General features: G+C 40.9%; 18 protein-coding genes and 4 pseudogenes. 20 read left to right on the top strand and 2 right to left on the bottom strand.

Annotated features, from left to right (window positions below):
- Positions 1–465: 465 nt before the first annotated feature.
- The 9 genes and pseudogenes from MFLO_RS11290 to MFLO_RS11250 all read left to right on the top strand — a co-directional run bounded on the left by MFLO_RS11290 (position 466) and on the right by MFLO_RS11250 (position 7,436).
- Positions 466–741, top strand: coding sequence for an HU family DNA-binding protein (locus MFLO_RS11290; RefSeq protein ID WP_007472015.1), 276 nt, complete (start codon positions 466–468; stop codon positions 739–741).
- A gap of 300 nt (positions 742–1,041) precedes the next feature.
- Entirely contained in the window at positions 1,042–1,338 is a 297-nt protein-coding gene (locus MFLO_RS11285; protein WP_036098096.1) for an NfeD family protein, read from the top strand.
- Positions 1,339–2,307, top strand: a complete 969-nt coding sequence (gene floA, locus MFLO_RS11280; RefSeq protein ID WP_036098084.1) for a flotillin-like protein FloA — start codon at positions 1,339–1,341, stop codon at positions 2,305–2,307.
- Positions 2,308–2,327: 20 nt separating this feature from the next.
- The gene (locus tag MFLO_RS11275; RefSeq protein WP_036098082.1) at positions 2,328–2,804 is read left to right on the top strand and encodes a hypothetical protein; all 477 of its coding nucleotides are present in this window, start codon (positions 2,328–2,330) and stop codon (positions 2,802–2,804) included.
- 200 nt (positions 2,805–3,004) lie between these two features.
- On the top strand, positions 3,005–3,793 hold the full coding sequence (locus MFLO_RS11270; RefSeq protein ID WP_036098080.1) for a DUF2653 family protein: 789 nt from the start codon (positions 3,005–3,007) through the stop codon (positions 3,791–3,793).
- Positions 3,794–3,879: 86 nt separating this feature from the next.
- The gene (locus tag MFLO_RS11265; protein WP_036098079.1) at positions 3,880–4,266 is read left to right on the top strand and encodes an OsmC family protein; all 387 of its coding nucleotides are present in this window, start codon (positions 3,880–3,882) and stop codon (positions 4,264–4,266) included.
- A 277-nt stretch (positions 4,267–4,543) separates the two neighbouring features.
- Positions 4,544–5,619: pseudogene (locus MFLO_RS11260) on the top strand (Glu/Leu/Phe/Val dehydrogenase dimerization domain-containing protein).
- Positions 5,620–5,782: 163 nt separating this feature from the next.
- Positions 5,783–6,879, top strand: a pseudogene (locus MFLO_RS11255) (FtsW/RodA/SpoVE family cell cycle protein).
- A 47-nt stretch (positions 6,880–6,926) separates the two neighbouring features.
- Complete coding sequence (locus MFLO_RS11250) at positions 6,927–7,436, top strand: dual specificity protein phosphatase family protein (RefSeq protein ID WP_036098078.1); 510 nt, start codon at positions 6,927–6,929, stop codon at positions 7,434–7,436.
- Here the strand turns inward: MFLO_RS11250 and MFLO_RS11245 are convergent.
- Entirely contained in the window at positions 7,370–8,140 is a 771-nt protein-coding gene (locus MFLO_RS11245) for an alpha/beta fold hydrolase (RefSeq protein WP_077913228.1), read from the bottom strand. The genes MFLO_RS11250 and MFLO_RS11245 overlap by 67 nt on opposite strands.
- A 290-nt stretch (positions 8,141–8,430) precedes the next feature.
- Here MFLO_RS11245 and yjeM point away from each other — a divergent pair, with 290 nt between their 5' ends.
- The 3 genes from yjeM (at position 8,431) to MFLO_RS11230 (ending at position 12,136) form a co-directional block, all read left to right on the top strand.
- Complete coding sequence (gene yjeM, locus MFLO_RS11240; protein WP_036098076.1) at positions 8,431–9,933, top strand: glutamate/gamma-aminobutyrate family transporter YjeM; 1,503 nt, start codon at positions 8,431–8,433, stop codon at positions 9,931–9,933.
- A 108-nt stretch (positions 9,934–10,041) separates the two neighbouring features.
- Positions 10,042–11,391 (top strand): glutathione-disulfide reductase, encoded by a 1,350-nt coding sequence (gene gorA, locus MFLO_RS11235; RefSeq protein ID WP_036098074.1) that lies wholly within the window; start codon positions 10,042–10,044, stop codon positions 11,389–11,391.
- 70 nt (positions 11,392–11,461) lie between these two features.
- Complete coding sequence (locus MFLO_RS11230) at positions 11,462–12,136, top strand: histidine phosphatase family protein (RefSeq protein WP_036098073.1); 675 nt, start codon at positions 11,462–11,464, stop codon at positions 12,134–12,136.
- A 63-nt stretch (positions 12,137–12,199) separates the two neighbouring features.
- Here MFLO_RS11230 and MFLO_RS11225 read toward each other — a convergent pair whose 3' ends face one another.
- A complete protein-coding gene (locus tag MFLO_RS11225; RefSeq protein ID WP_051993623.1) occupies positions 12,200–13,396 on the bottom strand; it encodes an AI-2E family transporter in 1,197 nt (398 codons plus the stop codon).
- Positions 13,397–13,517: 121 nt separating this feature from the next.
- On the opposite strand from MFLO_RS11225, the gene MFLO_RS11220 reads away from it, so the two are divergent.
- The 8 genes and pseudogenes from MFLO_RS11220 (at position 13,518) to MFLO_RS11190 (ending at position 22,040) form a co-directional block, all read left to right on the top strand.
- A complete protein-coding gene (locus MFLO_RS11220; protein WP_036098072.1) occupies positions 13,518–13,919 on the top strand; it encodes a GntR family transcriptional regulator in 402 nt (133 codons plus the stop codon).
- Entirely contained in the window at positions 13,916–15,004 is a 1,089-nt protein-coding gene (locus MFLO_RS11215) for a DUF1648 domain-containing protein (RefSeq protein WP_036098070.1), read from the top strand. The genes MFLO_RS11220 and MFLO_RS11215 overlap by 4 nt, the downstream gene beginning before the upstream one ends.
- Positions 15,005–15,080: 76 nt before the next feature.
- Positions 15,081–15,368, top strand: a complete 288-nt coding sequence (locus MFLO_RS14770) for a flavodoxin family protein (RefSeq protein WP_051993622.1) — start codon at positions 15,081–15,083, stop codon at positions 15,366–15,368.
- The gene (locus tag MFLO_RS16520; protein WP_051993621.1) at positions 15,337–15,840 is read left to right on the top strand and encodes a hypothetical protein; all 504 of its coding nucleotides are present in this window, start codon (positions 15,337–15,339) and stop codon (positions 15,838–15,840) included. Before MFLO_RS14770 ends, MFLO_RS16520 begins: the two co-directional genes overlap by 32 nt.
- A gap of 107 nt (positions 15,841–15,947) precedes the next feature.
- Positions 15,948–16,763 (top strand): formate/nitrite transporter family protein, encoded by an 816-nt coding sequence (locus MFLO_RS11205; RefSeq protein ID WP_036098069.1) that lies wholly within the window; start codon positions 15,948–15,950, stop codon positions 16,761–16,763.
- Positions 16,764–17,410: 647 nt separating this feature from the next.
- Complete coding sequence (locus MFLO_RS11200; protein ID WP_051993624.1) at positions 17,411–18,880, top strand: NAD-dependent succinate-semialdehyde dehydrogenase; 1,470 nt, start codon at positions 17,411–17,413, stop codon at positions 18,878–18,880.
- 283 nt (positions 18,881–19,163) lie between these two features.
- Positions 19,164–20,761, top strand: a pseudogene (abc-f, locus tag MFLO_RS11195) (ribosomal protection-like ABC-F family protein).
- Between the two features lie 60 nt (positions 20,762–20,821).
- Positions 20,822–22,040, top strand: a pseudogene (locus tag MFLO_RS11190) (GNAT family N-acetyltransferase).
- Positions 22,041–22,079: the final 39 nt, after the last annotated feature.

The following is a 22,079-nucleotide window of genomic DNA, read 5'->3' as shown; positions in this document are numbered from 1 at the left end:
TTGAAGAAAGGGTCGGCATTGATGCAAAAATGAAAGAGCAGCTGCAAGCGTTATTGTTAGAATAAAATAGGTGCTGAAACCTAGATTTTTCAGGCAATGAGCTCAATTTTAAACTATTTTTTATGAAAAAAGAACCATTTTTTTGTGAAAAGATGATTTCGCTTGCTATTATAGGACTTCCCAGTTACTATTAGGGTTAACAGGTTGGTACTATCACGTTTGTTAAGTAGTTTTTACTGTTTTTAATGTGAACTTTTAGTGTCAATTTGATGTAAACCCTTGCAGTATCAACGATTATATGATAATCTTTTATCAGAATTACTGCAAAGGCTTATTTTAAGCCATTTCGGTCTTAATTCTGCTTCGTTTTTTAAAGAATAAGCACAACTTTTACCAAACAAAAATCATCAAGTAATAATTAAGACCTAATTATTTTGGATTACTTTTAAGGGAGGTGAAATAAAGATGGCAAACAAAACTGATTTAGTAAACAGTGTAGCTGAAAAAGCGGAACTTTCTAAGAAAGACGCTGCTAAAGCTGTAGAAGCTTTATTTGAAACTATTCAAGAAAACCTTTCTAAAGGTGAAAAAGTTCAACTTATTGGTTTCGGTAACTTTGAAGTTCGCGAACGTGCGGCTCGTAAAGGACGCAACCCGCGTACAAAAGAAGAAATCGACATTCCAGCAAGTAAAGTACCAGCTTTCAAACCTGGTAAAGCGCTTAAAGATGCAGTTAAATAATCTACATATAACTTTAAGCTAAAATCTTGCTCGCCCGTACGGATATGTACGGGCGTTTTTTTTTTGTTTAAATCTACGACTTGGGACGTATTCGTTCTCAGTTTCTAGACCTTGGAAACTAACCGTTAGGTAAGTTATAATAAATGTATAAAAGAAAATTTTCAGTTTTCTTGAAATCAGAACAGTATATCAAGAAATTGAAAGTGTTTTTTCACTAAAAGAATTGTAAAACAGACGCGATTAAGTTATGGTTAAATTAGGAGAAAAAATGCTTGCCCCTCGTGAAAGTAGGTGACGAAAATGGAAGATAACTTTTCTGAAGACGCAATCGTATATGGGGATTCTTGGGGACTTGTTCACCGCGGTGTTTTAGAAGATCGAGAAATTGAACGAATGAAAGCGCTGCGAGATAAAGTGTTTGGGAAAAATGGTGTTGCTGTAACAACCATGAAGCCAATTGGGCGCGTTGAAATAGATGGGGAAGTTTATGAAGCGCGGCTTGATAACGGTTACTTAGATGTACGGACACCTGTAACAGTTGTCGGAATTGATTTCGGCTATTTGTTAGTTAAAGAATTAAAAACGGAGGCGAAGTAAATGTCAATCGGATCATTTTTCATTGGAGGACCTATTATTATTACAGTCCTTGTTATTATCTTTTTAATTATTTTCTTTTCATTAGTACCAGTAGGGCTTTGGATTAGTGCTATATCTGCCCGTGTACCAGTAGGGATTGGAACATTGATCGGTATGCGCTTGCGCCGAGTTGTCCCTTCTCGTGTGGTTAAACCGCTGATTAAAGCTGTGAAAGCAGGACTTGAACTTGAAGTCAATCAGCTTGAAAGCCATTATTTGGCCGGTGGAGATGTTGATAATACGGTAGATGCGCTAATCGCTGCTCATCGTGCGAACATCGAACTTGATTTCAGCCGTGCTGCTGCAATCGACCTTGCTGGACGTGATGTACTTGAAGCTGTTCAAACATCTGTTACACCTAAAGTTATTCGCACACCTGAATTTACTGGGGTTGCCCAAAATGGGGTAGAGGTAAAAGTTATCACTCAAATTACGGTGCAATCGAATATTGATCGTATTGTCGGGGGTGCTGGTGAAGATACAGTTATCGCTCGTGTTGGGGAAGCCGTTGTATCAACTGTCGGGGAAACGAGAGAACATACAGATGTTCTTGAAAATCCAAACAGCATTTCGAAAAAAGTTCAAGAACAAGGTCTTGGCGACGGCACTGCTTATACGATACTTTCCATTGATATTGCTGAAATGCGTATTGGTGATAACATTAAAGCGAAGCTGGATATTGAAAAAGCGAATGCCGACATGGAAGTAGCTCAAGCGGCTGCATCGAAACGGAAAGCAGAAGCGATCGCTCTCGAACAAGAAAATCGTGCGGCAGTTGTAGCAGCAGAAGCAGAAGTGCCGCGTGCAATTGCGCAAGCTTTCGAAAGCGGTAAGCTCGGTGTTATGGATTACTATAAGATGGAAAATGTTCAAGCGGATACGCATATGCGTGATTCGATTGCTGGTGATGAGAAGCCGGGATTCCATTAAAAAGGAAGTAGGTGGACAATATGCCATTTGATCTCGCAGATATTTTTGATAATCTTTCCGGTTTAATCCCTGTTTTGATCATTATTGGCGGTGCAGCGCTTTCTTATTTATCCAAACAAGATCAAAATAAGAAGAAACAAAATTCAGCGAATAAGCCAAAACCCGCTGTTTCTAACAAACCAGCCGGAAGAACTACCCAAAACACCAAGACAGCTGCTAAGCGTACAGTTGTTTCCGGTACATTTGGGCAAGAACGGAAGCCCGTGAAAGCGCAAAAATCAAAAGCAAAACAGGAAACAGCAGTGCATTTAACAGCTGAAAAAGAAGCTGAGCGCTTGCGTCAAAAAATGGAACGCGAATCAAGCGTTACAGAAAGAACTGCAGCTAAACATGCGAGCAATGTGGCAAGTCAGGCAGTTCATGGACGGATGAGTTTAAAACAAGCGATGATTGCAAAAGAAATCTTGGATAAACCGGTTTCAATGCGCAAGCCGTAGCTCTTGCAGTAGGAAAAGAGTTATAGTATAGTTGTATATAACTTCATAACTAGGAACCTACTTAAGGGGAGTAGCTGTGATAGCTATGTCGTCAATACGGGAGCATTCCCCGGCATAGTTAGCAATTTCGAAAATTGTTTGCAAGACCTTACGTTTATTTCGTAAGGTCTTTTTTTGTACCAAGATAAAGGAGGAAGAGTGTGAAAAAATTAGTTTCAGTATTACTTGCAGCAGGTTTGATTTTTAGTCCAATAGGTGGAACTGTGGTGAACACCGTTCTTCCAGCAAAGTATGAACAAGTGAGCGACGCAGATGCAAGAGGGTATCGTTCGCCAGTTCGTTCTTTTAAATCCAATAACAACGGCATTAACCGCTCGAATGTAAACAGATCGCAATCGAACAATATGATGTCGGGATCAGGAAAAAATAGTTTCTTTAACGGTAAAGGTTTTATGGGTGGTTTAATGATGGGCGGCCTGGCAGGACTTCTTTTTGGTGGCTTGCTTGGCAATATGGGCGCATTTGGAAATATCTTTGGATTGATTATCAATGTGCTTGCTATCTTTCTTGTAATTCGCTTGCTCATTTTCTTTTTCCAGAAATGGAGAAATCGTGGAGCGGAGCCGGCAGTTCAATCGACACGCGGTTCATTTAATTCGGTGAAAGAGCCAGAAACGATTCAAGCGGCTACCGAAACACGTGAACAAGTTCTTGATGAAGGAAATATTTCGAATGCAGTCATTGCGTTCTTTACAAATGCAAAAGGTTTGTCGCTTGATGATGTACAAGTTGCACTAACCTACGATGATAAAGCAGGATTTGGTGCAGATGTGATTGAAAATGATCGCGTCATTCAGTCTCTGGATCACTTTTCACTTATCCAAGCGATTCGTTACTGGGCAGAGCACTTTGCAGGTATGGATCCAAATATGGGATTAACACTTGAATATTCAGATCGTGATGGCATTTATGCAGTTGTGACAGAATAATGATTTTGTGGCCGTACGTTTCATTTCAAAGAAACGTGCGGCTTTTTTAGAAATCAACAAAAATAGTTTTTGTAGGGGGAAAGAAAATGCATTTGGAAATGAAAGAAGAAGGGACAATTGAACTGTTTCATGAATCTGGAAATTGGAAACTAAGAAAAGAAATGGGTTTTTCTCCTGTTCAAATGACTGCAGCGGCGGCAGCAGCTTGTAGCGGATATGTCTATGCTAAAATCTTGCGTAAGAAGCGTGTTTTGTATGATATTCTTGAAATTGAAGTAGATTACACACAAAACCTGACAGAACGGGTGCATACGATTAAAACGATTGATATTCGTTTCAAAATCAAAACAACATCTGAAAATCGAGAACAAGCAGAGAAGGCTGTTCATCTTGTTAAACAGGGCTGCCCTGTTGCGATGAGCCTTCATCCTGATATTGAAATTACAGAGCAAGTTGAGTTTATCGAGGAATAGTCGCTCGCAGTTGCGACTATTTTTTATTTTGTGTGTAAAATCTGCTTTCAATAAATTTTCTAACATTGTTTCTAAACACGACCTAGTAGCTAAATCAATAGTCCTTTTTAATATGAAAACGCATACATTTTTTATAGGTCTAAAGTTTTTGTGTTAGCTATAAAGTATGAAAAATGACTTAAATAATATAAAAACTTTTACAGCGTTTTCAAATTACGTATAATGAAGGTAGATAGTGATGAAATAATGCTTTTCATAAATTAAGGGGGCTATTTTTATGTTGTTTGAGAAGATGGAGAAATACGATTATGAGCAAGTAGTTTTTTTGTCATGATGAGGCTTCTGGACTAAAAGCAATTATTGCAATTCATGATACGACTCTTGGACCGGCACTTGGCGGTTGCAGAATGTGGCCATATGATTCGGAAGAAGAAGCACTTGAAGATGTTTTGCGATTAGCACGCGGAATGACTTATAAAAATGCGGCTGCTGGGCTTAACCTTGGCGGCGGAAAAACAGTGATTATCGGAGATCCAAAAAAAGATAAGAGTGAAGCGCTATTTCGTGCGCTTGGAAGATATGTAGAGAGCCTAAATGGTCGTTACATCATCGCAGAAGATGTCGGGACAACGGTTCAAGATATGGATTACATTCATGAAGAAACAAAATATGTGACTGGAATATCGGAAAGTTACGGTTCATCAGGCAACCCAAGCCCGATGACGGCACGCGGTGTATATGCGGCAATGAAACGAACAGCTCGCGAAGCATTTGGGAGCGATGTACTTGCTGGAAAGAAAGTAGCTGTACAAGGTGTTGGTAATGTGGCGTTTGCGCTTTGCGGAATGCTTGCTGAAGAAGGTGCCGAACTTGTTGTAACTGACATTAACGAAGAAGCTGTAGCGCGTGCTGTAAAGGCATATGGCGCGACAGCTGTGAAACCGGATGAAATTTATGAAGTGGACGCAGATATCTTTGCTCCTTGCGCACTTGGCGGTATTTTAAACGATGATACCATTCCAAAACTGAAATTCAAGGTAGTTTGCGGAAGTGCAAATAATCAATTGCTTGATATTAAACGTCATGGTGAAATGCTTCATGAACGCGGCATTCTCTATGCACCGGATTATATTGTTAATGCTGGCGGTGTTATCAATGTTGCAGATGAGCTCTTAACTTACAATGAAGATCGTGCGAAGAAAAAAAATTGATGAAATCTATGATCAAATCGGTAAAGTATATGATATTTCGGCACGTGAGGGAATTATTCCGGCAGAAGCAGCAGATCATATGGCTGAAAATCGGATTGAAACCATGAAACAAGTGCGCAGTACCTTTATTATGATGAAATAAAATACACACAAAATCGAAAAAGCAAGAGTCCTTTCGCGGCTCTTGCTTTTTTTTGTTTAAGAAAAATTAAATATTCTGATATTCTATTATGATTTATCCTACAGTTATGCTACATTTGACTAAAGAATTTAATACTGGAAAGGAATAGTCAACTTGAGAACATCTGAGAAGCTTTTACTTCAAATTATTTTTTTTACTTAGCATTGTGAGCTGTACGGCCATTTATTTTGCTCAACAAACAGGACAGTACGAAAGTGATTTTTTTAAAACAGCAAATCTTTTTTTTTACTTGTTTCGGCAGGAATTTGTCTACTTATTTCCAAGATTCATATGGATGTACTGCGCAAATACTTCATTTTAGGCTATGTATTGTTTTTACTTTTGCTGATCGGTTTGCAATTCACTCCTGAGATCAATGGCGCGAAGCGCTGGTATAGATTCCCTGGGCTTTCTTTTCAACCGACAGAAGTGCTCAAAGGGTTCTTCATTCTTACTTTAGCAAGTGTTGCAGCTCGGTTTGATAAACAACCAGCCACATTGTTTTTTGCGCTACTTGGTGCGGCGTGTCCGATTTTATTGTTGGTTTTCAGCGAACCAGATCTGGGTACAACCATCTTATATTTTGTCACTTTCTTCACGATATTGTTGATTGCAATGCCTTCAAACAAATGGATTATCGGCTTAACCGCTTTCGCGGTTTCCATATCCACCCTTCTTTTCTACATATTGGTTTATCATTTTAACTGGCTTGAGCGTCTTGGCTTAAGAGAGTATCAATTTGCTCGTATCTTTGCATGGCTCAATCCAGGAAGCAATCCGAACGCTTCTTATCAAGTGGATTTGTCGCTTCTCGCTGTTGGTTCAGGGCAATTAACCGGCCAAACACGCGACATCTATATCCCGGAAAGTCATACAGATATGATCTTCAGTACAATGGCAAATCGCTTTGGTTTCATTGGCGTCAGCATACTACTGTTTTTATTCCTGTTTCTTATCCAAGTGTTGATCAGGTTGGCGCTAGAGCTCGAAACTTCATTTTCACGTTATGCCTTATCTGGATTTGCGATTTACTTTGCTTTCAATATTTTTCAAAACATTGCAATGACCATCGGAGTAATGCCACTTACCGGTATTCCGCTACCATTTATCAGTTACGGAGGTTCTTCCGTTCTCGGAAATTTCATTGCAATCGGCCTAATACTTGCCATCATCCGTCATGAGAAAAATCAGGTTTATCGAGACCGCTTTCATGATGAATAAATTATGGTACAATGGGGGTAGGATCCGAGGAAGGGAATTTGTGAGTGATGGCGAATTATATAAATAAAGAGAAACGAGAAATTGATTTTGATCCATTCAGTTTACCGATTATTGCACTTCCAGAAGTAATGGCTGTTATCTTTCAGCCGAAAACAGATCATGCGCTCCTCATCCGAATCACTGATCAGAATAAAGAGTTTATGGCGCTAAAACATCCAGAATACTATCAGGCTGTTTTGGAAATCCATTTTAATGATATTAACGAAACTGATGACTACTGGGGACTTAGTCAAAAAGAAAAAGAAGAGATGAAACTCTTCAACGAGCGGCATGCCGAAATCATTTTTAATTTTATTGATCAAAATCCTGATCATGGTCAAATTGTTGTACACTGTGATGCTGGTATAAGCCGCAGTAGTGCCGTTGCGATGGGACTAGCGGAACACTACGGCGATTTTGATACACTTGCGAAACTTCGTGAAGTTAAGCGTTATTTGCCGAATCCGCGAGTTCGAGCGGTGATGCGTGGTGAAAGATATTTACCGACGAATTCTTGAAAAAGACAAAGGAGAGCTGAACTCAGCTTTCCTTTGTCTTTTTTTTCACGGAAAAAAGCTTTTAACTCAGGGTAAAGCATGGCGTTTTGCACGATATACGAATCGTGATTATGACCGGCTAGAATATGTAGTTTTGATTGTTTAATTGTCTTAGCAATCGTGTAGAAAGTTTTTCGATAAAAAACGTCTTTTTCTCCAGCTAGAATAAGTGCTTCAGCTTTGATTTGTTGTAAATCCGTTTTCTTAAGGTTTGGCTCCGTAAGCATCAAATGAATCAGAGGATCATGTGTTTTTTGATAGTCTTCTTTAAGCTGTTCAAGCTCTTTCTTTTTAAAATCAGCAGGAGATAAATTTGCACCTAAAACTGCTATTTTAGTAACGAGTTCCGGATGACGTGCTGCCAGTAGAAGAGCTGTAATCCCTCCATCACTGAACCCGATAAGAGAGCAAGGTGCAAGACCGAGTTTGGCGATAAATTGCGAAATGTCCTGAGCCATTGCCTCGTAGCTAAAGTCACTTGTCCTCTCACTTGCCCCGTGCCCGCGGCTGTCGAGTGCATATACGGTAAAATCGGCAGCAAGTTTTTCGCTCAGCGGGTCAAAAATATGATGATCTTCGCCATTTCCATGCAGTAAAAGGACTGACTGAGGTGCATTACCGCTTTTTTGGTAAAATAGTTCAATCTGATTAACTGTAATTTTCAAATCAAAAGAACCTCCTTAAAAACCTTTTCCATACCTCTATTGTAACAGAAAAGAAGTTTCTTCTTGGAAATCTATTCGTTTGAACTATCTAGTATCCTAAGCGGTCTAAAGTAAAATAAATTACTGTTTTTTGACAAGTCTAACATGTCAGATTAGATGTTTAATTAAAACTCTTCTTTTAAAAAGGATTTTTGGTTTTTGGTGTTATAATGGCGAAGGGGAAATGGTCCAAAACCGCCAATTGATTAGATAGAATTCAACTACTGACTATTGAAAAGAGGAATGAAATTATGACAAACGAAGTGAAAAAAATGGGGTTGTTCAGTTTAATTTTAATGATCTTCACCTCCGTTTTTGGTTTTGCCAATGGTCCTGTCGGCTTTTACTTGATGGGTTACAGTGCAATCCCGTGGTACATCGCAGCAGCAGTGCTGTTCTTTATCCCGTTCGCGCTGATGATGGCCGAATATGGATCAGCTTACCGAAATGAACAGGGAGGAATCTATTCATGGATGAATGACAGCGTCGGTCCTCGATACGCTTTCATCGTTACTTTTATGTGGTTTACATCCTATATTATTTGGATGGTTGGAATTGCATCAAAAGTTTGGATTCCGTTCTCGACATTTATCTTTGGAACCGACAAAACACAGGAATGGACGATCCTGTCATTAACTCCCACACAAACAATTGGCATTTTGGGCGTATTATGGATGGTAGTCGTGACCTTTTTTGCATCGAAAGGTTTGAGGCAAATTACGAAAGTGACGACCGTCGGCGGATTTGCCGTAATGGGACTGAACGTCGTTTTAATTCTCGTTAGTGCTATTATTCTTGTTTTAAACGGCGGCGAGTTCCAACAAAATATTGATGGAGTGAAAGCCTTCATGGTTTCGCCCAATCCTAATTACCTAAGCCCGATTTCAATCTTGAGTTTCTGTGTATTCGCCATTTTTGCTTACGGCGGAACAGAGGCCGTTGCAGGGCTTGTTGACCAAACGAAAAATCCGAAGAAAACATTTCCGAAGGGAATTATGATTGCAGCAGTAGTTATTTCAATCGGCTATGCAGTAGGTATCCTCATGTGGGGTGTCAGCACGAACTGGATGAAAGTTCTTGCCGGTGAAACAACAAACCTTGGAAACATCACATATGTTTTAATGTATAATCTTGGTCTTGAACTGGGAAATGCAATGAGTCTCTCAGCATCAGCAGCAACAACAATGGCATCGGTTTTCGCACGTGTAACAGGACTTTCGATGTTCCTTGCCTACACCGGTGCGTTTTTCACACTCATTTATTCACCGCTTAAATCAATTATTCAAGGAACACCTAAGGAACTGTGGCCAAAACGAATGACAAAAATCAACAAAGCAGGCATGCCGGAATTCGCTATGTGGATTCAGTGCTTGATCGTTGTGGTCATTGTTTTGATCGCTTCATTCGGCGGAAGCAATGCCTCGGCGTTTTACAACAAACTGACGTTGATGGCAAACGTTTCAATGACATTGCCGTACTTGTTCCTAGCATTTGCCTTTCCGTTCTTTAAGAACCGCAAAGAGTTGGAACGCCCGTTTGTGGTGTATAAAAATAAAATCAGCACGTATCTTGTAACGGGAATTATCACGATTGTTGTTGGATTTGCCAATGTCTTCACGATTATTCAGCCGGTTATTGTATCTGGAAACTGGAGTGATACAATTTGGATGGTTGCAGGACCTGTAGTCTTCTCGATCCTAGCGATCATCATTTATGAAAACTACGATATTCGGATGCGGCGCAAAGTAAAATAAATTTTTAAGTGTCTCCTCGGCTGTTGCGCCAAGGAGGCATTTTTCTTCTCGTTTTCCGTAATATTTAGTACACTTAAAAGCATCAAGGCTTTGAATGGAGGATGTAAGATGAGCAAGCACTATGACTATATTTCAATCGGTGGTGGGAGCGGAGGAATCGCTTCGTCAAACCGTGCCGGCATGTATGGGAAAAAGGTGGCTCTAGTCGAGCCAGTGCACCTTGGCGGAACTTGTGTGAATGTCGGCTGTGTACCGAAAAAAGTGATGTGGTACGGAGCGGAAATTAAGGAAGGCATGGAGAAATTTGGACCTGCTTACGGTTTAACGGGCAAAGTAAACTTTGATTTTGCTACGCTTGTTTTGAACCGTGAAAAATATATCGACCGGCTACATGGTTTGTATCAAAATGGTCTTGACAGCAACCATGTGGATGTTCTCCGCGGCTATGCACGTTTCATTGATGCTAAAACAATTGATGTGGACGGCGAAATTTATACAGCTGATCATATTTTGATTGCAACAGGCGGAAAACCGGATATTCCGACAATCAAAGGTGCAGAGTATGGAATTGATTCAAACGGCTTTTTTGCACTTAAGGAACTGCCAAAACGTGTCGCAGTTGTTGGTGCAGGATACATTGCTGTTGAACTGGCCGGTGTATTAGAGGCTCTCGGCGCTGAAACGCATTTGTTTGTAAGAAAACATGCACCACTGCGCTCATTTGATCCGATGATTTCGGAAACACTTGTTGAACTGATGGAAAAAAGTGGGCCGACGCTTCACACGAATGCAGTGCCGCAGGAAGTTATTAAAAACCAAGATGGCAGTTTGACGCTTGTCTTAGAAGATGGACGCAAAACGACAGTAGATAAGCTGATCTGGGCGATTGGGCGCAAACCCGTTACGGAAACCTTGGATATTGAAAAAAGTGGGGTTGAGCTTGACGAATTTGGTTATGTTAAGGTCGACAAGTATCAAAATACAAATGTGGATGGCATTTATGCGGTTGGAGATGTGACCGGCCATGTGGAACTCACACCGGTTGCAATTGCTGCTGGAAGACGGCTATCTGAGCGGCTCTTTAATGGCAAACACGATGAGCATCTGGATTATGACTTGATTCCTACGGTTGTTTTCAGTCACCCGCCAATTGGAACGATCGGGCTTACAGAACCGGAAGCAATTGAAAAATACGGCGAAAAGGAAATTAAAGTATATGCATCGAAGTTTACCTCGATGTACTCTGTGATTTCGGAGCACCGGGAGCAGTCGCGAATGAAACTGATCTGCCAAGGAAAGAATGAAAAAATTGTTGGCATGCATGGCATTGGAACGGGTATGGACGAGCTACTACAAGGATTCGCAGTTGCCATCAAGATGGGAGCTACGAAGGCGGACTTTGATAACACGGTTGCGATCCACCCAACGAGTGCGGAAGAGTTTGTGACGATGCGATAAGGTTTACTCTCGCATTTTAGCGGCAGAAGTTTTACACTAGAGGTGAAGCCTGTTAGAGGAGGAATTTTGAATGCCGAAAAAATTAGCGCTTTATTTTGTACGACATGGTCAAACGTATTTGAATAAAAATTTGAGGATGCAAGGTTGGGCAGATACGCCGCTGACTCCGGAAGGGGAAAAAATTGTTCAAGCAAGCGGTCGTGGTTTAGCGGATACAGAATTTGTAGCGGCGTACAGCAGTGATTTGCACCGGACGATTTCAACGGCCGAAATTTTACTGCATGAAAATAAACACGGGTTTGGTTTACGACTTGAACCGCTTCCTGAGTTTCGCGAAACGTTCTTCGGTTCGTTTGAGGGTGAAAAAGGAGACGTTGCTTGGAATGAGATTGCGAAGGCGAACGGCTATGCGTCTCAAGAAGAGTTTTTTGAAAAAGTAGACGTTCGAGGCATGATGAATGCTACGAAAAAAGCAGATCCAGCAGGGGATGCGGAAGATTTTATGACGTTTTGGACGCGAGTTGAGGCAGGTTTTTTACATGTGATTAACCGCCACCGAGAAACGGGCGGCAATATTTTGATTGTTGCTCATGGCAATACGATTCGCAACATCGTCCATGAACTTGAACCGTCGATTACAGAAAGTTTTGTGCTCGACAACGCAAGTGTAACGGTGCTCGCTTATGAGAATGGCTTGTTTAAAGTTGAACGTTTAAATGATATTTCGCACTTCCAAGCGGAATAAGAATAAGCTGAAAAGAAAAATCCAGCAATTTCCAGTTATAAATCTGGCAATTGCTGGATTTTTTTATTTGGATTCTGTTTCTGAAGGAGGCTCAGCTTTTGATTCTGATTTTGAAGCCGAATCTTCTTTGTCAGAAGTTTCGCCGTCTTCTTCATCGGTAAGATGTTTTTTCCCAGAACGACGCAGCCGAATAAGTTTGGCGACGTTGACAATGATCGTTTTCACAACCGCGTAAAGCGGTACGCCGAGTATCATACCAAGCAGGCCGGCAAGATTTCCAGCCACCAGTAAAATCACAATAATGGTCAGCGGGTGAATTTTAAGAGAGCGCCCCATAATCAGCGGTTGGAGCACGTTTCCGTCGATTTGCTGAACGATTACTACAACGATGATAACAAGTAAGGCTTGAAGTGGTGAAGTAAACAGCGCAACAAGCACGGCAGGCGCAGCGCCGATAAATGGACCAAGGTAGGGAATAATGTTTGTTGCACCGGCGATAAATCCGAATAAGAGCGCATATGGCTGACCGATAATGAGATAACCGATAAAGGTAAATATCCCGACAAATAAGCAGTCAAGCGCTTGTGAACTAATATAAGTCGATAGCGTTTTATTCATTTCTTGGATGATTTTTTTAGCATCTGGACGAATAAATTTCGGGAAAAACTTTTCAACCGAACTCATAAAGCGATGTCCGTCTTTAAACATATAAAATAAGATAAATGGAACGGTCGCAAGCATCATTACGAAGTTGGTAACAAAACCAGCAACGGCGCCAATACCGGTTGAAACACCGTCAAGTACGATATTCATGATTTTAGGAATAGAAATATTGGCTTTTTCAAGCTCACCTTGTATGTCGATTCCTTTAAGCGGCGAATCTTTGATAACCGAGTTTATCCATTTTTCAAAATCTGACCAGTAGCCTGGAAGTGCTTTAGCAAGCTCGGCAACTTGGTCAGCTAATGCTGGTCCGATTTGAATGACTGCAAGCGTGAGTAAAATGATAAACACAAGGAAAATCAAGATAATACCAAGCACACGTGGAATTTTTCTTTTTTCGAGAAATTCGACCAGCGGATTAAACATGTAAAATAAAAAGCCTGAAACCAAAATTGGCAAGAATAATGTCGAAATGATCACGCCAATTGGTGAAAATATGTATTTCATTTGCAAGAGAAGGAATACGATTGCAACTACTGCTAAAATTTCAATCGTCCAAAAAAATAATTTACTCTCGCGAAACTTAGAATTTTTCATTTTGTTCCCCCTTTTTTTCTGTTGATTTTAGTGTATCATCATTTAATTGAAATAGCTATTTGAAATTGACTTCTTTTTCTAACTGTTATATGTTAGTTATAACAAAGAAGAGGGTGATGAAATGCTGCTTAGGATTAGTCCTGATGCGGAAGAAGCAATTTATGTGCAAATTCGTAATCAAATTGTTGAGGGGATTGCCAAGGGTGAACTTGAATATGGTGAAAAGCTGCCGTCAGTCAGAAGTTTGGCAGCGGATATTGGTGTGAATTTTCATACGGTTAATAAGGCCTATCAGCTACTTGAACGGGAAGGTTTTATTTTGATTCATAATAAAAAAGGAGTAACGGTGCGACCGGAGGGGATTGAAAAGGCAGATGGGGCTTATTTTGAGAAGCTACATCAGAGCTTGCGCACGCTTATCTCAGAAGCAGCAGCGAGGTCTGTTCCGCGCGATGTTTTTCTAAAAGATTGTGAATCTATTTATAGCGAAATCGAGCAGGAACAGGAGAGGTCGGCAAAATGACACTACCGATTTTTGTGGTATCTATGCTGATCTTGGTGCTGCTTCTTGCGGCAATGCCTTTCGTAACAAGAAAATCGGAATGTTTTGGTATTAATGTCGGGACGAAGCTAAATCAATCGGCTACGCTTTTGGTTTGGAAACGAAGCTACGCGGTTTGGGTTGGAGCTATCGGCCTCTTTATCTTTTGCGTTACGTTTTTTCTCTACGTGAGGGATTACTGGGTGAGTCACGTTCTTTCGGCGGGAGTACTTTCTTTTCTTGTGTTTGCTTTTGGAATTTATTTGATTTACCACATGAAAACAAAACAATGGAAAAGCGAACAAATTGCCTCAGGGAGACTTATGGAAACGTCGGTTGTGCTCGTTGAAGTGTCGCGCTCGCGCGACACTTCAACGCTGTCATGGAAATGGTTTTTAACACCATGCGTTTTGTTAGGAATAAGCGGGATTTTGACGGTTTTATTTTACGAGAAAGCCCCGAACTTGATACCGGCTTACTTAGATTTTAATGGTACGGTTCATGAGGCGCGGTTAAAAACACCGCTAAATGCTTCTTTACTACTTTTTTCACAAGTTCAAGTTATTTTGTTGTTTCTTGTGCTTCATTTTTTGATTGGCAGAAGCAAACAGATTATTGATCAGGATGACCCGCTCATTTCACTTGAACGGGCGAAACGTTCCCGATTGATCTATAGCAAAGCCATGCTTTATTCTTCGTTTATTGCAACCGGTTTTTTTGCACTTTTGCAAGTTGCCTTTTTATTCGAACTCGGTTCGGATTTTATTCGAATGATGACGATTGCTGTTTTTGTCTCGATGTTTGGGATACTGGTTTGGATTACGCTATTTGTCGGGCAAGCAGGCAGTAAACTTCATGTAATGGGAATTCGGCAGGAAAGACGTAGTATTCAAAAGGATGACCGCTACTGGAAGCTCGGCATCTTTTATGTGAATAAATATGATCCGGTCATTTTTATTGAAAAGCGCTTTGGAATTGGTTGGACGGTAAATTTAGCGCGGCCGATCGTTTGGATGGGGGCTTTGCTGCTGATTTTGTTCGGGCTGTTAGAGCGATTTTTATTTTGAAGAAAGAATAGCTATTGTGAATTAGGTCGCATAAGCGTTACAATGGGGAAGATGAGTTAGACAGGGAGGAGAAAGAATGAAAGTTCTTGGAATTCTTGGGGCGCAAAACCCAGATGGCTTTACGGCTCAGCTTTTAAGGCAAATGCTTGATGGGGCGAAGGCTTCTGGTGCCGAGGTAAGCATGATCGTGCTCGAAGAGGAGTTTCTGGCGCCAAAGCAAGACGAAATTCGTCAAGTTGGAAAACGGCTGAAAGAAGCCGACTGTTTTGTTTTTGCTACCCCTACTTATTTTGGAACAACAAGCGGCAGCATGAAAAGTTTTTTTCGACACGATGCGCGATTACTTTGTTCACACGACGAGTAAAGGTGAAAATATCCCGCATTTTTTGAAAGGGAAAAGCTATGTTTCGATTACTTCTTGCTACAAGGGAGCGCTTGAAAATGGTTTGGCTGGAGTTACGGATGCGACGTTTAATCAAATTGATACGGTGATGTCGCAAGCGGGAATGCATCGTGCAGGTGAACTGGTTCTCACGGGAACTTTTCGGATGGAAGCTGTGCCTGAAAAGAAAAAGCAAGAGGCGTTTCATCTCGGTGCAAAATTAGCAGAAAAAGTGGAACGAGGAGGTTTTACTGTGAAACGTTATCTTCAGCTTTTTGGAATGCTTGCTGTTTCAACGCTGATCGTGATGGGCATTCAGAAAGGTTTGCAGGTCTTGGGCTGGATTCCGGAACAAGGTTTTTGGATCAATTATGTTGTATTCGTTGTAATCTTTTTCTTATTCTTAGCTGGTATGCTCCGGCTCGTTACAATTCACAATCATAAGAGGCGCTGAGGAAGTATTTCTTGTCTAAGATAGATTTGAGAATCGCCCTTCAATATGCTATAATGTAAGCGCTAATTGTGAGGAACGTAACAATAAAAGGAAAGAAGGGAAAAAAAATGGGCTATTACACCCCTCAGGAAGTTACAGATGTGACGATCGAAAAAGGCGTTCAAAAAGCAGGCTCAAATACACTCACGCTCCTTGTTTTAGGATTTCTTGGCGGAGCGTTTATCTCGCTTGGCTATTTGCTTTATATTCGTGTTGTTGGAACGGCACCGCATGAATGGGGAAGCATTGCAACGTTTATCGGAGCTTCGGTTTTTCCAGTAGGATTGGTTTGTATTTTGCTTGGCGGCGGCGAGCTGATTACAGGGAACATGATGGCTGTATCGCTTGCTTGGTTTGACCGGAAGATTTCTTTCGGCCAGCTTTTGCGTAATTTTGCAATTGTAACTGTAGCAAACCTGATTGGTGCTTTATTTGTCGCGTACTTTTTTGGACATTTTGTCGGTCTTACGGAAGGCGATTTTCTTGAAAAGACGATTGCGACAGCGGGAGCAAAAATTAAAGATCCGTTTTGGGTTGCTTTTGTTTCTGGAATCGGATGCAACTGGTTTGTTGGGATAGCGGTTTGGCTTTCTTATGCTGCCAAGGATTTTAGTGGTAAGATTCTCGGGATTTGGTTTCCTGTGATGGCATTTGTTGCCATTGGTTTTCAGCACGTTGTTGCCAATATGTTTATTATTCCGGCTGCAATTTTTGCAGGATCGTATTCGTGGATGGATTTCCTGATGAACGTGATACCGGTTTATCTTGGAAACACGGTTGGCGGCGCTGTTTTTGTCAGTCTGTTTTATTATCTGGCTTATAAGAAATCGGCAGCAAAAACGAAGGAAGAAGAGTTTAAAGAACCGGCAACTTTTGGGGAATAGAGGTAAAAGCGAAGCTGATGAAATTTCGTCGGATTCGCTTTTTTTTTATGGGTGATTAAGTTTTTTCATCATCTTGAAAGTTCATTATTTATGATCATTTTTAATATAAATCTACTAATCAGAATTTTACTATCTATCTTAAGAAAGTACTTTTGAAGGGGAGAATCATATCTAATAAAGTTGCTTGTTAATTATGGAATAAAGAAATGACTGATGAAAAAAGATTTTAATGGATATTCGGTGAATTTATATCGAGCAAAATCAAGTACATGTACTTTCGTTTTTGAAGTGAACGCGGCTCAACAAGCAGAAGATGGACTCTTTTATCTGAAAATAAATTCTATATACGAGTAGAATCGTTAGGAGAGAAATTAGTTGCTATCTCAGTCTTTGTAATGATACTTGATATAAAGAGTTGGAACTTTTTTTCTTACACACATGGAACAGATGACAAAACAAAATTTTTGCACGTTTTTGCACCTTAAGACACTGAGTCACGTGGCTCCATTTTTTATAAAAATAGTTTTGAAAGTATTGGAATGTTTACGGACTGCACGCAAGAAGGAGTTTTACGCTATTCTTGCATAGAAAGTTATGATTAGAATAGAAATTTTGTGGAAAATACTACTGTTAAATCTTTTTTAGGAGTGATTTTTGTGAATAGCGAACTACCAACGGTAAAAACACAGTTATTCATTAACGGTAGCTGGCAGGACGGGGCAAATAAAGAAACGAAGGCTGTGAAAAATCCAGCAACGGGGGAGATAGTCGCAGAGATTGCTCAAGCTTCTGAAAGTGATGTTACAGCAGCTATTGAAGCTGCGAATAAAGCTTTTCCGGATTGGCGAGGGATTGAACTCAAAACACGAGTTGATCTTTTAGAACGCGTGGCTAGTTTGCTTGAAGAAAAAGCGGATAGACTTGCGCGCATTATGACCATTGAACAAGGAAAACCACTGAAAGAAGCAAAAGCTGAAATTCTAACAGGAGCAGCGAATTTTCGTTTTAACGCAGAAGAAGCACGACGAGTTTATGGAGAAACTATTCCAGCACCGAATAAGCGGATTTTTTTAGTAAAAAAGGAACCAATCGGTGTTGTTGCAGCGATTACTCCTTGGAATTTTCCGATGGGCATGGCAACTCGCAAGCTAGCTCCAGCACTTGCAGCGGGAAATACGGTGATTTTGAAGCCTTCTGGTGAGACGCCGCTTTCGGCACTCGCTTTATTTGAAATTTTTGAGGAAGCAGGGTTTCCAAACGGAGTTGTGAACCTTGTAATGGGGAAATCGTCTGAAATCGGAGATGTATTGACAAAAAGTGATAAGGTTCGTAAGCTAACCTTTACTGGATCAACCGCAGTGGGACAAGCGCTTTATCAGGAATCAGGAGAGACACTTAAGAAAATTTCACTTGAACTAGGCGGGCACGCACCCTTTATTGTATTTTCGGATGCAGATGTTGAAGCTGCCGCTACAGGACTTGTAGCAGCAAAGTTTCGTAACAATGGACAAGTTTGTGTCTCACCAAATCGAATTTTTGTTGCGAAAGAAATCGAACAAGAATTTACGGATTTAGTGGTTAAAAAAGTGAAGCAGCTTCAGGTTGGAAATGGTTTGAAAGACGGTGTAGATGCGGGACCACTGATTCGTGAAGATGCAATCGGGAAAATTGATCAGCAGCTTGAAGATGCTTTAGCAAAAGGTGCAGAACTTCTAGTCGGTGGTAAACGACTTAGTGGACAGGATTTTGACCAAGGCTTCTTTTATCAGCCAACAGTTTTAAATGGTGTCACACGGGAAATGAAAATTTTCCATCAAGAAACGTTTGGACCTGTAATTCCGATTATTTCATTTGTTTCTGACGATGAAGTTGTGAAACTTGCAAACGACAGCGAGTTTGGTCTTGCTTCTTACTTTTATACACAAAACTTAGCACGTGTTGAAGAAATCAGTAATGCTCTTGAATATGGTATGGTTGGTGTGAATGAGATCAGCATCTCGAATCCAGAAACACCATTTGGTGGAGTGAAGCATTCTGGTTTTGGTCGAGAAAATGGTCATTTTGGAATAGAAGAATATCTTAACATTAAGTTTGTCGCGATTAAATATCGCGAGTAACCTCAACAAATTGAAGGGGACAGACTTTTCTTAAGGTCTGTCTCTTTTTCATGATTGGACTTGCAAGAACGTGCTAACTTTTGTTATACTGATTGTATTAATTGAAAGAGGTGTTATTTTAAGCCAATGAAATTCTAATCCTGTTTACCCAGAAAAAATGAATGGAAAAACCATTTTTTTCGGACAGGATCGGTATGTTCATTTTGCTTGTTAATGCCTTACGTGGCGACTTAACAGTCTATTTGTGCGCTCCTATCCGGAAAAAGGATAAGGGGGCTTTTTTATGTTTAGTATTGAAATTCAAAATTTAACCAAAGAAATCGGTGCACGTACGCTGTTTGAAATAAAGGAACTTCGGGTGAAACAAGGTGCGAGAATCGGCATAGTCGGACAAAATGGCGTCGGTAAAACGACGCTGCTTGAAATTTTGGCTGGCGAGACGGACCCGGAAACGGGATCGGTGCAGCTTTCTGGTAGCACAGGTTTCATTAAACAAATTCAGCCGGAAGATGACCGGCTTAGTGGTGGAGAAAAAACTCGCAAGCTGATTCAAACGGTTTTACGCAAACGACCGGCAATCTTGTTTGCAGATGAGCCGACATCGAATCTTGACACCGCGAGTGCCAAACACGTGATCCGCGATTTCAAACATTTTTCGGGAACGCTTGTGATGATTTCGCATGATCGTGATTTTCTTGATGCGGTTTGTAATGAAATTTGGGAACTAGAAAATGAAACGATTACGGTTTTTAAAGGGAATTACAGCGCTTATTCGGCTGAAAAGAAAAAACAGCTTGCAGAAAAACAAAAGGCCTATGCAGAAAATGTGGCTGAAAAAAGAAAGCTTCAATCGGCAATCAGCCACAGAAAACAAATTGCTGGCAGTATGGAATCAAGTCAAGCCAAGCTGATGAAAAAAGGAATGACGCGCAAGGAAATTGCATACGGCAATATGTACAAAGGGCAACAGCAAAAAAAGCCAGCATAAGACGATTAAGGCAACAGAGAAACGACTTGAACGAATGGAAGATGTAGAAAAGCCGTTTGAATTTAAGGCGGTTAAAATTGCACTTCCTGAAATGAGCCGCTTGAAGCCGGGAACGACTGTGCTTCAAGTTGGGGCAAGCGAGATTGGTTTTGCCAACAAGATATTATTTCGAACGGAGCCTTTTTCCATAAAAATTGGAGATAAGGCGGCGCTCGTCGGTAAAAACGCTTCAGGGAAAACGACCTTTTTGCGGCGGCTTTTGAAGCAAGAGGAGCCGTTTAAACTGCTTCCCGGTGCGAAAATTGCCTATTTCGACCAAGAGCTGCGCGGGCTGTCGCTTGAAGAGACAATGCTTCGAAATGTGGAACGCGTGAATGCACACGATAAAAAAAATGGCGATGGATGTACTGGGGAGTTTGCATTTTAAAGCGAGCGATTTGAGTAAAGAAGTGAAGGTGTTGTCGGGCGGCGAGCGTGTCAAACTTTACTTGGCGATGATTCTTCTAAGCGATGCCAACTTTTTAGTTCTCGATGAACCGACCAATTATTTGGATATTGCGGCTCTTGAAGCACTTGAAAGTTTGATTCAGTCGTTTGCTGGGGCAGTTCTTTTTGTTTCCCACGATAGCGCTTTTGTTCGTCATACCGCTGAACAGGTTCTTGCGATTGAAGACGGTAAAATGAAGTTGACTAGAAAAACCATGCAGGAACTGGAACAAGAGAAAACGGACAAGAAAGTAACGGTTGCCGAGGACAAACTTGTCATTGAACTTAGGCTGACTGAAATTGCAGCCAAATTAAGTGATCCACGTGTCAGTCAAGCAGAAAAAGCAGAACTTGACCGGGCTTATATCGAAAATAGCCGTCTTTTAAGAGAAATAAAAAGAAACTAGTTGGAAATCGGTCTTATTTTCGCTAAAATGAAAGAAAGAGAATTAAAGTGAGGTAATAGCATGGGACAGAAAGATGTCCAAGACCGATTAAAAATGAAACCAGTCACCATGGAACATTTGGCGCAATTCAATGATTTGTTGCGCTATGTTTTCCAAGTAACTAGCCAAGATTTGCAGGAAGTCGGATATGAGGAGGAGGAAATTGAACAAGCCAAACGACCTGTTTTAAAAAAAAGCGGATGTACTTGGTTGGTTTGATGGCGATAAACTCATTTCGCAACTCGCAGTGTATCCAATGCAGGTAAATATTCACGGCGAAACTTACGATACGGGCGGCCTTACGGGTGTCGGCACCTATCCAGAATATGCCAATCTCGGCTTAATGCAGAAATTGATGCGCCAAAGTTTGAAGGATATGCGCGATCGCAAGCAGACAGTATCCTATCTATATCCCTATTCGATTCCCTATTATCGTCGCAAAGGCTGGGAAATTATTTCTGATATGATGACGTTTTCGATAAAAGATACCCAGCTTCCTAACCTTACGCAGGTTTCCGGCATGGTGGAGCGCGTCGAGCTTGATCATCCCGATTTACGAACGACTTACTTGGCGTTTGCTAAGCAAAAACATGCAGCGATGCTACGTGATGAACTCGGCTGGGAAGAATATTTTCGCTGGGAAAAAGATGAGCTGACTGCCGGCGTTTATTATAACGACAATCATGAACCGACCGGCTTTTTGTTTTATTGGATTGCTGAGGATGTATTCCATTTAAAAGAAATGGTGTACTTGAATGAAGAAGCACGTCAAGGGCTTTGGAACTTCATCAGTGCTCATTTTTCGATGGTCACTGACGTGAAGGGGCGGACTTACACAAATGAGCCGATCGCCTTCTTACTCGAAGACAGCGAAATTGTCGAAACGATTCAGCCGTACTACATGGCACGAATTGTGGACGTTAAAGCATTTTTGGAAAAATATCCGTTCAGGTTCCGCTTAGGCGAACCAAGTTTTCATCTAACAATTCGAGACCCTTTACTTGAATGGAATCAAGGGAACTTTGAGATTCAGTTTCAAAGCGACGGCTTTTCAGTTGAAACGGGAACTATAGGGCCGGAAGTGAAGCTTGATATCCAGACGCTTACGACGATGCTGTTTAGTTATAGACGTCCGTCTTATTTAGCAAAAATCGGTCGGATTGAAGCATCACAAGCTGTGATTGAACAACTTGAGCAGCTTATTCCAACCGAAACTCCTTATTTTTCAGATTACTTTTAAAAAAAAGCGGAGGCGCGCCTCCGCTTTTTTGTTTGCAGC

It is taken from the genome of Listeria floridensis FSL S10-1187 (assembly GCF_000525875.1).
In the GTDB taxonomy this organism is placed as follows: domain Bacteria; phylum Bacillota; class Bacilli; order Lactobacillales; family Listeriaceae; genus Listeria; species Listeria floridensis.
The sequence above is the reverse complement of the archived record's forward strand: the minus strand, read 5'-3'. Positions and strand labels throughout refer to the sequence as shown.

Coding starts and splice junctions, on each gene's coding strand:
- MFLO_RS11285 (WP_036098096.1), top strand. CDS start 1,042: ATGGAAGATAACTTTTCTGAAGACGCAATCGTATATGGGGATTCTTGG.
- MFLO_RS16520 (WP_051993621.1), top strand. CDS start 15,337: ATGCGCGATTACTTTGTTCACACGACGAGTAAAGGTGAAAATATCCCG.
- MFLO_RS14770 (WP_051993622.1), top strand. CDS start 15,081: ATGAAAGTTCTTGGAATTCTTGGGGCGCAAAACCCAGATGGCTTTACG.
- MFLO_RS11220 (WP_036098072.1), top strand. CDS start 13,518: ATGCTGCTTAGGATTAGTCCTGATGCGGAAGAAGCAATTTATGTGCAA.
- MFLO_RS11225 (WP_051993623.1), bottom strand. CDS start 13,396: ATGAAAAATTCTAAGTTTCGCGAGAGTAAATTATTTTTTTGGACGATT.
- MFLO_RS11215 (WP_036098070.1), top strand. CDS start 13,916: ATGACACTACCGATTTTTGTGGTATCTATGCTGATCTTGGTGCTGCTT.
- yjeM (WP_036098076.1), top strand. CDS start 8,431: ATGACAAACGAAGTGAAAAAAATGGGGTTGTTCAGTTTAATTTTAATG.
- MFLO_RS11205 (WP_036098069.1), top strand. CDS start 15,948: ATGGGCTATTACACCCCTCAGGAAGTTACAGATGTGACGATCGAAAAA.
- MFLO_RS11230 (WP_036098073.1), top strand. CDS start 11,462: ATGCCGAAAAAATTAGCGCTTTATTTTGTACGACATGGTCAAACGTAT.
- floA (WP_036098084.1), top strand. CDS start 1,339: ATGTCAATCGGATCATTTTTCATTGGAGGACCTATTATTATTACAGTC.
- MFLO_RS11275 (WP_036098082.1), top strand. CDS start 2,328: ATGCCATTTGATCTCGCAGATATTTTTGATAATCTTTCCGGTTTAATC.
- gorA (WP_036098074.1), top strand. CDS start 10,042: ATGAGCAAGCACTATGACTATATTTCAATCGGTGGTGGGAGCGGAGGA.
- MFLO_RS11290 (WP_007472015.1), top strand. CDS start 466: ATGGCAAACAAAACTGATTTAGTAAACAGTGTAGCTGAAAAAGCGGAA.
- MFLO_RS11250 (WP_036098078.1), top strand. CDS start 6,927: ATGGCGAATTATATAAATAAAGAGAAACGAGAAATTGATTTTGATCCA.
- MFLO_RS11265 (WP_036098079.1), top strand. CDS start 3,880: ATGCATTTGGAAATGAAAGAAGAAGGGACAATTGAACTGTTTCATGAA.